At 68.3% G+C, this 14,797-nt stretch carries 12 protein-coding genes and 2 pseudogenes; 8 read left to right on the top strand and 6 right to left on the bottom strand.

The window, feature by feature from the left end:
- Window positions 1–136: 136 nt before the first annotated feature.
- Window positions 137–250: pseudogene (locus AC3EUV_RS37180) on the top strand (DNA-binding response regulator); the annotation flags it as partial.
- Between the two features lie 49 nt (window positions 251–299).
- Complete coding sequence (locus AC3EUV_RS37175; RefSeq protein ID WP_432146989.1) at window positions 300–2,846, top strand: DUF4118 domain-containing protein; 2,547 nt, start codon at window positions 300–302, stop codon at window positions 2,844–2,846.
- A 40-nt stretch (window positions 2,847–2,886) separates the two neighbouring features.
- Here AC3EUV_RS37175 and AC3EUV_RS37170 read toward each other — a convergent pair whose 3' ends face one another.
- The gene (locus AC3EUV_RS37170) at window positions 2,887–4,806 is read right to left on the bottom strand and encodes an NAD-binding protein (protein WP_488187996.1); all 1,920 of its coding nucleotides are present in this window, start codon (window positions 4,804–4,806) and stop codon (window positions 2,887–2,889) included.
- Window positions 4,807–5,115: 309 nt separating this feature from the next.
- On the opposite strand from AC3EUV_RS37170, the gene kdpB reads away from it, so the two are divergent.
- The 4 genes from kdpB to AC3EUV_RS37150 all read left to right on the top strand — a co-directional run bounded on the left by kdpB (window position 5,116) and on the right by AC3EUV_RS37150 (window position 10,474).
- Entirely contained in the window at window positions 5,116–7,296 is a 2,181-nt protein-coding gene (gene kdpB, locus AC3EUV_RS37165; RefSeq protein ID WP_435604813.1) for a potassium-transporting ATPase subunit KdpB, read from the top strand.
- A 456-nt stretch (window positions 7,297–7,752) separates the two neighbouring features.
- Window positions 7,753–8,061, top strand: coding sequence for a hypothetical protein (locus tag AC3EUV_RS37160; RefSeq protein ID WP_435604812.1), 309 nt, complete (start codon window positions 7,753–7,755; stop codon window positions 8,059–8,061).
- A complete protein-coding gene (locus tag AC3EUV_RS37155) occupies window positions 8,058–9,119 on the top strand; it encodes a WXG100 family type VII secretion target (RefSeq protein WP_432146985.1) in 1,062 nt (353 codons plus the stop codon). The genes AC3EUV_RS37160 and AC3EUV_RS37155 overlap by 4 nt, the downstream gene beginning before the upstream one ends.
- Entirely contained in the window at window positions 9,116–10,474 is a 1,359-nt protein-coding gene (locus tag AC3EUV_RS37150) for a hypothetical protein (protein ID WP_432146984.1), read from the top strand. Before AC3EUV_RS37155 ends, AC3EUV_RS37150 begins: the two co-directional genes overlap by 4 nt.
- Before the next feature lie 149 nt (window positions 10,475–10,623).
- Here the strand turns inward: AC3EUV_RS37150 and AC3EUV_RS37145 are convergent, their stop codons facing one another.
- The 3 genes from AC3EUV_RS37145 to AC3EUV_RS37135 form a co-directional block, all read right to left on the bottom strand.
- A complete protein-coding gene (locus AC3EUV_RS37145; RefSeq protein ID WP_432146983.1) occupies window positions 10,624–10,893 on the bottom strand; it encodes a hypothetical protein in 270 nt (89 codons plus the stop codon).
- Window positions 10,894–11,241: 348 nt separating this feature from the next.
- A complete protein-coding gene (locus AC3EUV_RS37140; RefSeq protein ID WP_435604811.1) occupies window positions 11,242–11,715 on the bottom strand; it encodes a hypothetical protein in 474 nt (157 codons plus the stop codon).
- 294 nt (window positions 11,716–12,009) lie between these two features.
- Window positions 12,010–12,420 carry a hypothetical protein gene (locus tag AC3EUV_RS37135; protein WP_432146981.1) on the bottom strand — a complete coding sequence of 137 codons (411 nt, stop codon included), beginning with the start codon at window positions 12,418–12,420 and terminating at the stop codon, window positions 12,010–12,012.
- Window positions 12,421–12,829: 409 nt separating this feature from the next.
- Here AC3EUV_RS37135 and AC3EUV_RS37130 point away from each other — a divergent pair, with 409 nt between their 5' ends.
- Together AC3EUV_RS37130 and AC3EUV_RS37125 are read left to right on the top strand one after the other, a co-directional pair.
- Complete coding sequence (locus AC3EUV_RS37130) at window positions 12,830–13,363, top strand: DUF1648 domain-containing protein (protein ID WP_432146980.1); 534 nt, start codon at window positions 12,830–12,832, stop codon at window positions 13,361–13,363.
- A gap of 184 nt (window positions 13,364–13,547) precedes the next feature.
- Window positions 13,548–13,721, top strand: coding sequence for a hypothetical protein (locus AC3EUV_RS37125; protein ID WP_432146979.1), 174 nt, complete (start codon window positions 13,548–13,550; stop codon window positions 13,719–13,721).
- Window positions 13,722–13,958: 237 nt separating this feature from the next.
- Here the strand turns inward: AC3EUV_RS37125 and AC3EUV_RS37120 are convergent, their stop codons facing one another.
- Both AC3EUV_RS37120 and AC3EUV_RS37115 read right to left on the bottom strand, forming a co-directional pair.
- Window positions 13,959–14,057 (bottom strand): 3-oxoadipate enol-lactone hydrolase, encoded by a 99-nt coding sequence (locus tag AC3EUV_RS37120; protein WP_367215544.1) that lies wholly within the window; start codon window positions 14,055–14,057, stop codon window positions 13,959–13,961.
- A gap of 166 nt (window positions 14,058–14,223) precedes the next feature.
- A pseudogene (locus tag AC3EUV_RS37115) lies at window positions 14,224–14,797 on the bottom strand (glycosyl hydrolase family 28-related protein); the annotation flags it as partial.

The raw sequence follows: 14,797 nt of genomic DNA, 5'->3' as shown, positions 1-14,797 counted from the left end.
TTTCCCCCCCCCCCCCCCCCCCCCCCCCCCCCAGCGCTGCGGTCCTCGCCTACGACCGGCAGGCAGTCATTCTGCTCGACCTCCAGATGCCGGACATGGACGGCGGCGATGTGTGGGGCCCGCACACCGCGCGCGGACCGGCTATCTTCGCGTCTACATGGCGCAGCTCAGGCGCGAACTGGAAGCCGAACCGGCGCATCTGAGGCACTTCTTCACCGCGCCCGGTATGGGCTACCGCTTCGACGCCTGACCACCCGGGCTCCGGCCCTTGACCAACACGACACGGGGAGTGGGATCACGTGGGACGCGGCAAGCTTCGGATATATCTCGGCGCGGCACCGGGCGTTGGCAAGACGTACGCGATGCTGTCCGAGGCGCATCGGCGCGTGGAGCGCGGCACGGACTGCGTGGTCGCCTTCGTCGAGCACCACGGCCGGCCCCGGACCGAGGTGATGCTGCACGGTCTGGAGCAGATCCAGCGCCGGGACCTGGAGTACCGCGACACGGTCTTCACCGAGATGGACGTGGACACGATCCTGGAGCGGAGGCCGGCCGTGGCGCTGGTCGACGAGCTGGCGCACACCAACGTGCCCGGTTCGCGCAACACCAAGCGCTGGCAGGACGTCGAGGAGTTGCTGGAAGCCGGCATCCATGTGATCTCGACGGTGAACATCCAGCATCTGGAATCGCTCGGCGACATCGTCGAGTCGATCACGGGTGTCCGGCAGAAGGAGACCGTTCCCGACGAGGTGGTGCGCCGCGCCGACCAGATCGAGCTGGTCGACATGTCGCCCCACGCGCTGCGCCGCCGTATGGCGCACGGCAACATCTACAAGTCCGACAAGGTCGATGCGGCGTTGTCGAACTACTTCCGGCCGGGCAACCTCACCGCGCTGCGCGAGCTGGCGCTGCTGTGGGTGGCCGACCGGGTCGACGAGTACCTCCAGGAGTACCGCAGCGAACACCAGGTCTCGAAGATCTGGGGCTCGCGTGAGCGCATTGTGGTTGGCCTGACGGGCGGCAGCGAGGGCCGTACGCTCATCCGGCGCGCCGCCCGCCTGGCTGAGAAGGGCGCGGGCGGCGAGGTGCTTGCCGTCTACATCGCCCGCAGTGACGGACTGGCCTCCGGCTCGCCCAAGGAACTCGCCGTCCAGCGCACCCTCGTCGAGGAACTGGGCGGCACCTTCCACCACGTCCTGGGGGAGGACATACCTTCCGCACTCCTCGAATTCGCCCGCGGGGTGAACGCCACCCAGATCGTGCTGGGGACCTCCCGCCGCAAGGCGTGGCAGTACATCTTCGGCCCCGGCGTCGGCGCGACCGTCGCCGTGGATTCGGGGCCCGACCTCGATGTCCACATCGTCACCCACGAGGAAGCCGCCAAGGGCCGCGGGCTCCCCGTCGCCCGCGGCGCACGGCTGGGCAGGTCCCGCATCATCTGGGGCTGGCTGACCGGCGTGGCCGGACCTGCGCTGCTGACGCTGCTGTTGCTGCAGGTCGGGGCAGGTCTGGGGCTCGCCAACGATGTGCTGCTGTTCCTGACGCTGACGGTAGCGGCGGCGCTGCTGGGCGGGCTGCTGCCGGCGTTGGCATCGGCCATGGTGGGCTCGCTGCTGCTGAACTGGTTCTTCACGCCGCCGGTGGGCCGGATCACCATCGCGGACCCCAAGAACCTCCTGGCGCTGGTCATCTTCCTGATGGTGGCGGTCTCGGTGGCCTCCGTCGTCGACCTCGCGGCCCGGCGCACCCATCAAGCGGCCCGTCTGCGCGCCGAGTCGGAGATCCTGTCTTTCCTGGCGGGCAGCGTGCTGCGCGGTGAGACCACCCTGGATGCCCTCCTGGAGCGGGTACGCGAGACCTTCGCGATGGATGCGGTGGCGCTTCTGGAGCGGGAGAGCGAGACGGCTCCTTGGACCTGCTCGGGCAGCGTGGGCGACGCCGGTCCGCTCGCACGCCCCGAGGACGCGGACGTCGACATGCCGGTCGGCGACCACCTGGCGCTGGCGCTCTCGGGCCGGGTCCTGCCTGCCGAGGACCGCCGTGTCCTGTCCGCCTTCGCGGCGCAGGCCGCCGTCGTCCTCGACCGCCAGCGCCTTAAGTCCCAGGCCGACCAGGCCCGCAAACTGGCCGAGGGCAACCGTATCCGCACCGCCTTGCTCGCCGCCGTCAGCCACGACCTGCGCACCCCTCTCGCCGGCATCAAGGCGTCGGTCACGTCCCTGCGCTCCGACGACATCGAGTGGTCCGACGAGGACCAGGCCGAACTCCTCGCGGGCATCGAGGAGGGCGCCGACCGCCTCGACCAGCTCGTCGGCAACCTGCTCGACATGTCCCGGCTGCAGACCGGCACCGTCACGCCGCTGATCCGCGAGATCGACCTCGACGAGGTGGTGCCGATGGCGCTCGGCGGCGTGCCGGAGGGGAGCGTCACCCTCGACATCCCCGAGGAGCTGCCGATCGTCGCGGTCGATCCGGGGCTGCTGGAACGCTCGGTCGCCAACCTCGTCGAGAACGCCGTGAAGTACAGCCCCGACGGCGAGACCGTTCTCGTGTCCGCCAGCACGCTCGGCGACCGCGTCGAGATCCGCGTCGCCGACCGCGGCCCCGGCGTCCCCGACGACGCCAAGGACCGCATCTTCGAGCCCTTCCAGCGCTACGGCGACGCCCCGCGCGGCGCCGGTGTCGGCCTGGGCCTGGCGGTCGCCCGCGGCTTCGCCGAGGCCATCGGCGGCACCCTCGACGCCGAGGACACGCCCGGCGGCGGCATGACCATGGTCCTCACGGTCCCCACCACCGCCGGATACCGGTCCGCCAGTGCCGATCTTCCGGCCTCGGTCACCTCGTAGGACCTCCCGCGCGTCCGTCCGAGGGCAGGGCCGGTCCCGTTCACCTGCGAGGGTCGTCCTGATGCGGCTGCACACCGGTCATCAGGAAGTCCAGGCCCCGGCGGGTCGACGCCACCACGACCCGGTCACCGGCGCGCAGGATCCGGCCGTGCGCGGGGCGCCAGTCGAAGCCCGGCCGGTCGAGGCGGAGGCCACCGCCCAGTGTGTCCGTCGGAACCGACGATGGGGGTGTCGTCGCAGGGCCGATGGCCAGGACCCGCCATTCGTTCTCGCGGAACGCCTGGTGGACGGAGCGTCCCTCCAGCTCCGGGTGACCGGCGACATCGACGGTGGTGAACAGGAGCGAGCCGCGCTCGACCGGCATGATGCCCAGGACGTGACGTCCCATCATGGCGGCGGCGAAGGAGGGCGCGGCGAGTGCCGAGACGGAGCGGCTGCGGGTGGTGGCGTTGGGATAGGAGGCGCGCATCGTACGGGAGACGGTAGCCGCGAAGTCGTCGTCGTAGAGCCGCATCACCACCCTCACCTGGGGATTGCTCTCGCGGGCCGCCATGGCGATGTCGAGGTTCTCGCCGTCGTCACGAGTCAGCACCAGCAGTGATTTGCTCTGGCGGATACGCGCCCGGTCGAGCACACCGGGCGCGCCGGCGTCCTCCAGCAGCAGGGGAACGCCGAGTTCACGGGCGAGGGCTACGCCACGGGCACCGGGATCGCGTTCTATCACCACCACGTGATGTTCGGTGGTGCGCAGCTGGGCCAGTACGCGGGTGCCGATTTTGCCGAGGCCGACGAGCACGATGTGGTCGGTCAGGCCCTCGGCCGGCGGGTGCCCGACCGAGGCCCTGCGGAAGGCGTCGGTCGCGTTCATCGTCGCGGCGACCACGAGTGGCAGTACGGCCAGGCCCACGAAGCCGGCGATGAGTTGGAGTACCCGGCGGGCCGGGGACTCGTCGGTCGCCGGGTCACCCATGGTGAAGATGTCCAGCAGCGGCAGGTAGAGCGACTTCCACAGCGGTCCGGGCTCGGCCAGGGCGGTGGCACCGGCCAGCACCAGCACGATCGCGGCCAGCGCACCGAAGACGGCGATGACCTCGCGGGAAAGGAACACCGTCCACGGCAGATGCGCCAGCCTGTCCCGGAGCCAGGCGCCGTAGCTGCGCCGGGCGTGCGGCGGGGACTCGGGCGGGTGGTGGTGGGTGACTTCTTCCAGCATCAGCCGGCCGTGGGTGAACTGGCGATGGTAGGAGGTGACCGTGTCGGGCAGCAGTTGGGTGCCCTCTTCGCCGGGGGTCTCGGGGCTGTCCTCGCTGGCCGGGTCGTCCTGGTGGGCGCCGGACAGCACGGCGAGGGTGGCCAGGTCGGCGGGGTGCGGCGGAGTACGGGCCGGGCGGACCACGCCGCGGAAGACCTGGCCCTCGACCTGGAGCGTGTGCCCCCTGCCGACCGCAGCGGCGGCCACCAGCTCGGGCACCGCGGTGTCGGTGTCGGACAGCACAGTGGTGGACATGTCCAGTGCCAGGTCCTCGTTCCGGCTGAGCGCCGACACGGCGCGGTCCAGCAGCCGTTCGAGGTGCTGACCGCGCTCCCGGTTGTACATGCGGATGACCAGGCGGATGGTCGGGTTGAGGGTGCGGGCGAGCAGCGCGGCGGTGACATTGACCTGGTCGTCGCGGTAGGTGAGGGCGAGCGCGGCGGCCCGCTCCACCCCGGCGGCACGCAGCGTCAGTTCGTCGGGCCGAGCGGCCACAACCAGCTCGACCGGCGACTGCGGATCCCGGTGCAGCGCGGCGATCTCCGGCGCGTGCCCCTCACGCCGCGAGGGCAGCACGACCGTGACCGCCTCACCGCACACCGCGTCCAGCATCACCGCCAGGCGACGTGCGAGCCCGTCGTCGCCGCAGATCACCATGTGCTGGGAGCGTTGCCCGACTGGCATACGCAGTTGGAGAGTTGACGTCACGTCATCAGGATTGCCGGGTTGGGGCGCGCGGTTCCGGTGCGCACACCAGTTCGGCGTCAAGGCTGCGTATGGGCGACCGGCTCGGAGCGCCCCCGGAACCGCCGCTGGAGTCCCCGGCATATGTCGGCACGTAAGAGAGCCGCAAATACCGTACGTAACGGAGCCTGTACCGCTCTGCAAAGCCGTAGATTCCCTCGCGGTCGACGGATGCGTGCGAGACGACAGCGCCCACGCCCACCGGCTGCGCCCCGTCCGCCGTCCTGCCCGCCCCCGTCCACGCAGCAGGCCGCACTCCCAGAAAGTCTCCGTATGGCTCCCGCCCCCCACGCCCCGACGGCGCCGACCTCCTCCGCGACCGGGACAGGCCCCCGCCCTCCCCACGGCAGGCCGGCGCCCGGAGGCCGGCGCCGACGCCGGCGGACTCCGGGCGGGCTCTTCGACCCGAGAGCTCTGCTGACCTCCCTCCCTGAAGCGCTGCGCAAACTGCACCCTCGGGCGCTGGCCACCAACCCCGTGCTGTTCGTCGTGGCCTGCGGCTCGGTCCTCACCACGCTCTCCGCGCTGCTCAACCCGTCCGTCTTCACCTGGGTGATCAGCGGCTGGCTCTGGCTGACGGTCGTCTTCGCCAATCTCGCCGAGGCTGTCGCAGAGGGCCGTGGCAAAGCCCAGGCTGCATCGCTGCGCAATGCCCGTACGGACATCACCGCTCGGCGGCTGCGTAACAACTGGCGGGTCGGCATCGACCTCCGGACCGCCGAGACCGAGACCGTACCCGCCGCCGATCTACAGCCCTTCGACTTCGTACTGGTCGAGGCGGGCGAGGCGATCCCGGCCGACGGCGATGTAGTGGACGGTGTCGCCGCGGTCGACGAATCGGCCGTCACCGGTGAATCCGCCCCCGTCATCCGCGAATCGGGCGGCGACCGCTCCGGGGTCACCGGCGGCACCATCGTGCTGTCCGACCGCCTCGTCGTACGCGTCACCTCCCGCCCCGGGCAGTCCTTCCTGGACCGGATGATCGCGCTTGTCGAGGGCGCGACCCGGCAGCGGACCCCCAACGAGATCGCGCTGCACATCCTGCTCGCCGCGCTCACCATCGTCTTCGTCCTCGTCGTGGTCACCTTGCAGCCGATGGCCTCCTACGCTGGTGCGGTCCCGTCGACGGCGGTGCTCGTCGCCCTCCTCGTCACCCTGATCCCGACGACGATCGGCGCGCTGCTCTCCGCGATCGGCATCGCGGGTATGGACCGCCTCGTCCAGCGCAACGTCCTGGCCATGTCGGGGCGCGCGGTCGAGGCCGCCGGAGACATCAACACCCTGCTGCTCGATAAGACCGGCACCATCACCCTCGGCAACCGCGAGGCCGTCGCCTTCGTCCCCCTCCCGGACGCCGATGAAATCCAGCTCGCGGACTCCGCCCAGCTCTCCTCACTCGCCGATGAGACACCCGAAGGCCGCTCCGTCGTCGTCCTCGCCAAGAAGACCTACGGACTGCGGGCACCTGCTGAAGGGGAGCTCCGACACGCCGAGTACGTCGACTTCAGCGCACAGACCCGGATGAGCGGCGTCGATCTGCGCTGGGCGGACGGAGCCGGTTGCGCAATCCGCAAAGGGGCGACCGCCCAGGTCATCGAGTGGGTGACGGGGCGCGGCGGCCAGGTGCCCGCCGAGGCCCGCATGTTCACCGATGCGATCGCCGCGTCCGGTGGCACCCCGCTACTGGTCGCTGTGCACGACCTGTACGGGGCGCGGGTGCTCGGCGTGATCCACCTCAAGGACGTCGTCAAGGACGGCATCCGCGAACGCTTCGCCGAGCTGCGCCGGATGGGCATCCGTACGGTGATGGTCACCGGCGACAACGCACTCACCGCGAAGGCCATCGCCCGGGAAGCAGGCGTCGACGACTACCTCGCCGAAGCCACCCCCGAGGACAAACTCGCCCTGATCGCCCAGGAGCAGGAGGGCGGCAAGCTGGTCGCGATGACCGGCGACGGCACCAACGACGCCCCCGCTCTCGCCCAGGCGGACGTCGGCGTCGCCATGAACACCGGAACCTCGGCCGCCAAGGAGGCCGGGAACATGGTGGACCTGGACTCCAACCCGACCAAGCTCATCGAGATCGTCGAGATCGGTAAGCAACTCCTCATCACCCGGGGTGCGTTGACCACCTTCTCGATCACCAACGACGTCGCCAAGTACTTCGCGATCATCCCGGCCATGTTCGCCGGCGCCTACCCGGGCCTCGCCGACCTCAACATCATGGGCCTGCACAGCCCGACCTCCGCCATCACCTCAGCGATCATCTTCAACGCGCTCATCATCATCGCCCTGATCCCCCTCGCTCTGCGCGGCGTCCGCTACACCCCCGCCTCCGCCCACGACCTGCTCCGGCGCAACCTCACCCGCTACGGGCTGGGCGGACTGATCGTCCCGTTCATCGGGATCAAACTCATCGACCTGCTGATCTCGCAGGTCCCGGGACTCGGCTGAGCGCCGACACCGCTCCCGGCCCCTCGCCTGTCGCGGCGTCACAGGCTTCGGCAGGACCTCGACGGGACCGTACTCACACCCGGGCCTACAACTGCGTGCCGGCGCTGCATACCGAAGCAAGGGGTACGTCACCAAGCCGACCGAAGGTGCACAGGGAGGTCAAGCAACCCTGCGCGAGGAACGCGCGACCTCGACGGCAGCCTTCTGGCCGAAGCTCTGATCGACGCCCTACAAATCGCTCCGGCCGTAAGCCTGCTGGACGGGTGCGCACAGAGGCGCTCGACGTGACTACCCGGCACAGGCGCCGCCGCCATAAAGGTTCCGACAAGAAGACCCATGGCCGCCTCCCCGGAAGATCACCCCGCTTCTAGACTCCATGCCACGGCCCTTCCAGCGCCGCATGTTTCCATTCCTTGGAACAGTAGGGGGATACTTATGTCAAAAAGTGAGTCGTTAGTGGATGCGGCGGCACTTTCGAAGCTGGCGAAAAGCTTCGAAACATACGGTTCGGACCTGGAGAGCTACCTCAAGGAATTCCAGGCAAAGACCGGCTCCGAGGTGATTCATGACGGGTTCGGTGTACTCACGGAATCCGAGGAAGTCACGTCCGCCTACATCGAGATGTCTCGCGAAATGGTGGAGTCGCTGCATGCCCTGCGGAAGCACCTCGACCACATCGGTGAGGGGCTGCGCACGGTCCAGCACAACGCCACAGGGACGGACGAGTCCCTGGCTGCCGGCTTCGACCGGGGACGTCACGCATGAGCGGTGATGAGTCCGTAGCAGAGCAGGTCTACGAAGCCGGCCTGGAAATCATCAATCCCGGAGGCGAACCCGACGTTCTGCGCTCGGCGGCCAAAGGCTGGCGGGACCTCCACGAAAACCTCCAGACCATGTTCAAGGACATGGATCGCGAGGTGCAGCGCACCTTGGACTCCCACTGGCAGGGCCCCGCGGCGGACGCGTTTGCGGAACACTGGAAAAACCTCGACGCGGCGATGGGCAAAACCTTGCCCCAATTGCCCGCGGCAGCAAAGAGTCTCGATGAGGCCGCGGACGCGATCGAGGAGATCAACAGTCAGATCCACGAGATCTATCTGGAGATCGGTATCTCCATCGGTGTCTCTGTTGGCCTGTCATTCCTGACCATGGGTTTCTCGGCGGCCGCGGGGGCCGCCCGAGCCGCCCAACTGGCAACCAAAGCAGCCAAATTGGCAAAGACCCTCGGCACAATCCTGCGCAAGGTCGGCCAGGCATTCAATACCGTCTCCCGCCTGGCGAAGGAACACCGCTTCCTGAAGAACGTCCTGGTCACCTGGGCGAGCAATACCGGCTCCACGGTCATGGCGAACAGCCTGATGGGCAACGAGACCGACCTCGGCGACGCGGTCTGGCAGGGCGGTCTCTCCTCGCTCGCCGGCACCGGACCCGCGCTCGGTATCGGCAAAGTCGTCGGCGGAATGCGGGGAGCCATGCTCGGCGGAGGCGTCGGTAACGTCGCCGGCGGGCTGGCGGTCGACGGCGCCAGGACCGCACTGGGGGAGAACGTCAGTGGCGGCGAGTTCCTCGGTAACGCCCTCGTCAACAGCGCCACGGGCGCCGCCGGTGGCGCCGCGGTGCATGCCGCGAACACCCACCTCCCACCCGGCCGCGAAGGACCGCATTTCTCGGTCGACGGCATCATCAACGGCACCGTTTACGGCGCCGGCGGGGTGGCCGGCCAGCCGCTGAAGGACGCGCTCACCCATGCCGGGGAAGAATCCAAGGACACGGTCGCCCCGGGTGACCCGGGAAAGAAAAGCGTGAGGGACGTTTTCGGGTGAGGGAACGAGATCGCGCGGTGGCGTCCGCCTCGGCAGTGGCCTGGGCGGGCGTCGCCGCGTTCCTGGTCTGTGTGCTGGCGCGCAAGGTGGCCCCGTATCCGCGCTGGGATCTGCTGGCCTGCCTATCGGTCTCCGGTGGCGCTATCACGTTGTGGTGGTGGCTGGCGCGGAAACCCGCCGGGAGCACAGAGCCGCGCCGCGCACGCAGCCCGGAGCGAGCCGGGCGCGCACGGTGGTGGCCGGCGCGGCGCAGCGGCATGGTCGGCCTCGCGCTCTGGGTCCTGTTCGTGCCACTGGCCATGCTGGGGTTCTCCGCAGTGGACACCACCCCGAAGCTGACCGAGATCACCCACAGCGGTCCGGCACTATCCCGGCTCACCGTCAAAGCCGTCCACTCCACGAGCCGGTCCCAGGAGAATCACGGCGGCGTCCACTACAACTCCTCGGTCTCCGTGGCCATTCCGGGCACCGACGGCACCCGGCTGACCACTGAGGAGGTCACCACCTCCAAGCCGCTCAGAGAGGGTGACGGGGTCTGGGCGCTGCACTCCTCCCGAAATGCCGCGGCGGGCGCCATCCTGAGTCCGAGCCAGGACGAGCTGCGATCCCTCAGGGACGGCACGGTATCCGGTCAGGAAATCCTGCTCCTGACACTCTCCGGTGGCGCCTGCGCGGGCTACGCCGCGCTCGCCCTGCGAGAGGGCACCTCCCTGCGCCACTTCAACGCCGACCTCATCGCGCGCCGGTCCCACATGTTGCGGGTACGCATCACCGGTGCAGGCTCGGGCCTGCACTTCCCGCGCCCCGGACGCACCGACGGGCCGAAACGCCACCGCCGGCTCCACCCCACGCTCCGGCTGACCGCATCCAACGGCGACCGACACCTGTACATCGACCGCTGCCTTGACCCCGTGCCTCTCGCGAAAGTGCTGGAGAGCCAGTCGGGATGGCTGTATTGGCGGCCGAGGCCCGACGGGCAGCCGGGATGGTCGGAGCCTGCCCTGCTCGTCCTCGACGACGGCCGGTTCGTCGTTGGCGCAACGCCCGACGGACCGATTCCGGACCGGCTCGCGGGTGCACCGGCCGGCGAGCCGGTCACCCAGCCGCTCCCCAGCCCGGCACCGACCCGCGCGGCCGGTCCGTACGTCCTGTGGCAGCCCCACGTCCACAAACCGGGCCTGCTCGCCTTCGGCGTCGGCTTCCTGTCCGTATGCCTCATCGCCGCCGGCATCGGCTACGGGAACGGGACGGCCCTGGGTGTCTGCATGGCGACCACCGTGCTTGGGCCGACCGTCGGTCTACTGCTGATCGCCCGTCGGCGCAACGCCTACCTGCGGAGCCTGCGGCGCGCCTGATAGAGGGCGGACGCGGTGTACGAGCTGACCGACGCGAGGCTGTGTGCTGCACCCGGGGGCCGGGACGACATGGCGGGCGGGTCCGCACACGCGAGAGCCCCCCACCAGTGCGCGGTGCGGGGTTCTCGGTCTGGGAAGTGCCACGGTCGCTAGGTGCAGGTGACGGCGTCGTGTGTGGTGCTGATGCTGGTGGAAGCGTCGCGTACCGTGCCGTGCTTGATCGCGCCGACCACCTGGCCATCCGTCGGCATGCCCCTGGCGACCGCCCAGGTGTGGACGAGCCAACCGATCTCGCCTTTGAGGAACGTGGCATCGGAGCGTTTGTTGCGGACGAGGTCACGGCGCCAGGTGGCGGTGAGGTGCTCGACCGGGGCTTTGGCGTAGGCGACGTGAGGCGGGTGAGGACGTCTGTCCGCCACTGGGCACGGGTGTCCGGCGGGATGCCGTCCCCGAAGCTGCACACGGCAGGGAGGGGTTGGACCACCGCGGTGTGTGGCCACCCGCTCGGCGTCCGGCCCGGGCCGGTAAGCGACCTCTAGCCCACATCACGAAGACCATATCGCCGAGAAATCCTCATTTCGAGTCCCCGCGTGAGCGAATGTAGCGCCATCCAAAGTAAAGCGCCCCCAGCGCACCCACCACTGCGCCGACTCCACACATTACCGTCGCCCATAGAGCCATGTCTTGTGTGATCCACAGCAAGCTCACGACGACCAGCGCCATGGAGAACAGGAATCGCTCTCCATGGCCCAGGCCGCGGCGACCTTTCAGTCCCGGATGTTGGTGCACGTGTAGGTAACGCCCTTCATTTTGATATCCCGGTACCCGATAAGGGCGGCGAAGTCGGTGCCGCCACCACCGCCACCACCCTTTTTCCGGCAGTAGTAACCGAGCGCGTCAAGCTTTCCGAGATCACTCTTCGCCTGGTAGTTCCGATACGACTTCATCATGGCTGCTCGCTTCTGCGCAGGCGTAGCGTTCTTCGCCTTCGTGTACGCATAGCACCCAACGCTGGCGCCGATCCCTACCCACGACGCCCCCTTGGCCAGCGCCTTGGAAAGTCCTGCCGCGCCACTGCCAATCCCCAGAACTGCGCAGATTTCATCAGCTCCAGCAGCGCGGACCTGCGCTTCCGTTGCCGCCCGCGCGACTGCTGCGCCCCCTGCGCCTTCCACCGAAGCTGCGTTTGCCGTTTGCGCGCCGATGCCGCACATCGCGCTGGTCATCGCGAAGGCAATCACGGCAGAAGTCCCCTTGCTTCGTATACTCACGAAGTCATCCCCCAATATGCTCTATTTTGATCTTGAGAGGGACGCTACCAGCAAGGCCATATAGGCGCAATGGTGAATTTTACTCAGATCAGGGCCCCTCAACGATGTCAGCCTTGCGGAATCGGGTAGACCTTGCAGAATTCGACATACCGGGCACCCCGGTCGCGGGCAGCCGTAAAGGCTCCGGTGCCGGCATGGCGTCGGGCAACAACAGTCCGGGGTAGGGCCGCTGTGTCGAAGAAGGTTGCGTCGAGGAAGGTTGCGTCACACCCCATCCGCAGTTCCGGGGTGCTCCCCGACCGGCCAGCGGTAGGAGGGGTCCCTAGGGTACTTCCAATAAGGCCAGGCTCCCTCGCTGTCGGAGGCGAGGACCATGGGATGGCGGTGCTTGCCCTGACAAGCCGGCCAGGCGCGGCCGCCCTCGATCAATTGCAGGTTCTCGAGGATGGACGCCTGGGTGTGGAATGCCAGCGACTTCACAGCCGCGCCGGGCTCGGCGTCCAGCGCAGGCTCGAATTCGAGAGGTCCCAGGCGCGCTCCGGAGACGACCAGGTCCCGCCACTGCTGCGGATCCTCTCCGGGTGGGGCGGTGAAGACCAGCCGCGGCCGCAGACCGCAGACCCGCAGGTCGTGGTCGATCGGGGCGAAGCGGTCTTCAGGCTCCATCGCTGCCAAGACGAGCTCTCCTTCTCACATACCTACGCCGGGCCCGGCGCGTGCCGCCCACCCACCACTCGACCGGCCTACGGCTTGAACTCGCAGTTCACGAAGCGGTATCCACCACTGCGCGGGGTCACGGACAGACTTCCAACGACACATCGTCCCCACGCTTCATGGTGTAGCTCTTCCTGCTGCCCTTCACGTCGAAGGTGCGCGGCAGCGGGCCGTGGAAGTGGTAGCTCCACAGCTCCTTGTGTGTGCGGTAGACGTTGGCCTCGCGCCGTTGGCGAAGATCTTCGCCAAGAATCGCACCACTCCCTGCGGTGCGTTGCCCTGGACGTCTGCCTGGCCACCGCCACGCTCCAGCCGACCATCACCGGCAAAAAGGTACCCACCCTTGCGCGTTCGTCGGACAATCGGCCGCATGGTCTTGTCATCTCCCGTACGCCTGTGGCTCCTCCCCAACGCCGCTCTTCTGACCGCACTGTCCGTCTGGGGCATCGTCCGCTATCCGCATCTGCCGGGCCGGATACCGCAGCACATCGGCACCGATGGGGTGGACGCCTGGACGAGCCGGTCTATCGGTAGCGCCTTCGTCCTCGTATTCGTGCACAGCGGTGTAACTGTTCTGCTGACCGCCTGCGCAGAGCTGACACTGCGGGTAACTCCAAGCGCCGAACTCCCTGACGGCGTTGCGCCCTTCGGCAACGGGCTCGTGAGGTCGTCGCTCAACCGGCCTCGCACACGCGCCTCCGCCCTCTGGACCGCCCGGGCGTTGTTGACACTCAACGCCTGTGTGGGCATGTCGTTCCTCATCGGCTGCGCAGTCTTGTGGCGTTCGGCGCCAGAGCCAGAAGTATCCGGCTGGCTGTTCACCGCGATGATCGCGCCGATCCTGGCCGGGACTGCTCTGACGGTGGCATCCGCCGTTCGCGACCGCCGAGCACCTGCACACTGAGCTTCAAATAAGTTCCGCCCATACCCTCCGATGCGAAAGTTCACTGCCCCCACACCTCAGGTCCGGTCTTGATGCAACAGTCAAGGTCGAACGGCAGAGCCGCCCCGGCTGGCGGCACGATGCGCACAACGGACGCAGACGAGTCTCGCCGGGATCGGCGCCCCCGAACGATCAGCGAACGGCGGTGGCCCCGTGGCAAATGGGGCTGGTCGACCACCTCGACGGCGACCACAAAGCCCTCGCCTGCTTCCCCATCGACGTCCGCACCGCTGCTACCAAGCATCGCGCCTCATGGGCCATGCGTTCCGCCGACTCCCCACGCGACATCCGGCCCGTCCGTCTGGAAGACTCGGCATAGACGACGGCTGTCTTGCCAGGTATTGGGATCCGAATGAGGTCGGCTGGTGTCGGAAAAGGCGGCCCACCGGGCTCCTCCCCGAACGCAGGAACCCCCGCCGGCAAACCGACGGGGGTTCCTCACCTCTCACGCGATATCACACGCGTCTCACCAACAGCATTGACGCTCCTGGATCACAGGCCCTGACCTGCGCCTACGCCCCCTGAGCTGGACCACCTGGACCGCACAAGACGCGATTTACCACCTGTGCCAGGTGGTACCCAGAGCGGCGCCCAGTACGAGTACGGGGGCGTCGTCGGGGCCGTCGATCCGGTGTTGCAGGGTCTTCTCACTCACCGGGCCAAGCTACCGACTCTCCGACAAGATCCTGACACCCGGGTCAGGAGAGCCGCTGGAGCATGGCCGCCGACCACCCCCCCGAAGCGCGGTATGTGCAGGTCAGAGCCTCGCCGTGAAGAGGACGTGGACGATCGGGTGCCCCGGCGTGAAGCACGACGCACGCTCAGGGTTCCAGAGAGTCGACGAATGTCACCCGGTCGCCCGCGCCCTTGATGAAGTCCTGCTGGGAGTGATTGCGGAGGCGGCACATGTCGTAGCGGGCCTTGGGTCCGGCCCCGTCTCCGTCCTGCTCGTAGGAGTGCTGCCCGGACAGCTGGCAGGAGTCGTAACGCACCAGTGGGCCCCGGGAGCCGATGCGGTAGCGATGGGGGCTGGTGTCCGCCGCGAAGGACTTGAAGGCGTGCGCGGTGTCGTCGCAGTCGTTGAAGTGCACCGTGCCGCTGTCCCAGGCGCAGTCGATCACGACGGTGTCCGGGTCGCGCACCTCGAAGCGGATGTCCTCGGCGTGGAAGCGCTGCACCGAGTCGTGGTGCGGACCGCGCGGGAAGCGGAAGAAGGTGCTGGTGCGCCCGTAGTCGTCGGTGTCCTCGGGGCGGCTTCCGGTGACGATGTAGGAACCGCCGCGGCAGGTGATGGAACCGCCGTAGGGGAACTCCAGAAAGTTGCCCCAGTCGTATTCGACCTTCATGTCGTTGAACCAGTAGTTGAGGAACTGGTCCTGCTGCAGCTGGTCGTGG

It is taken from the genome of Streptomyces sp. bgisy130 (assembly GCF_057708345.1).
Note: the sequence above shows the minus strand (reverse complement) of the source record. Positions and strands in the feature narration are given on the sequence as shown.

What these genes read in the sequence shown, in the direction of transcription:
- kdpB (WP_435604813.1), top strand. Translation starts at nt 5,116, where the DNA reads ATGGCTCCCGCCCCCCACGCCCCGACGGCGCCGACCTCCTCCGCGACC.
- AC3EUV_RS37155 (WP_432146985.1), top strand. Translation starts at nt 8,058, where the DNA reads ATGAGCGGTGATGAGTCCGTAGCAGAGCAGGTCTACGAAGCCGGCCTG.
- AC3EUV_RS37130 (WP_432146980.1), top strand. Translation starts at nt 12,830, where the DNA reads ATGGTCTTGTCATCTCCCGTACGCCTGTGGCTCCTCCCCAACGCCGCT.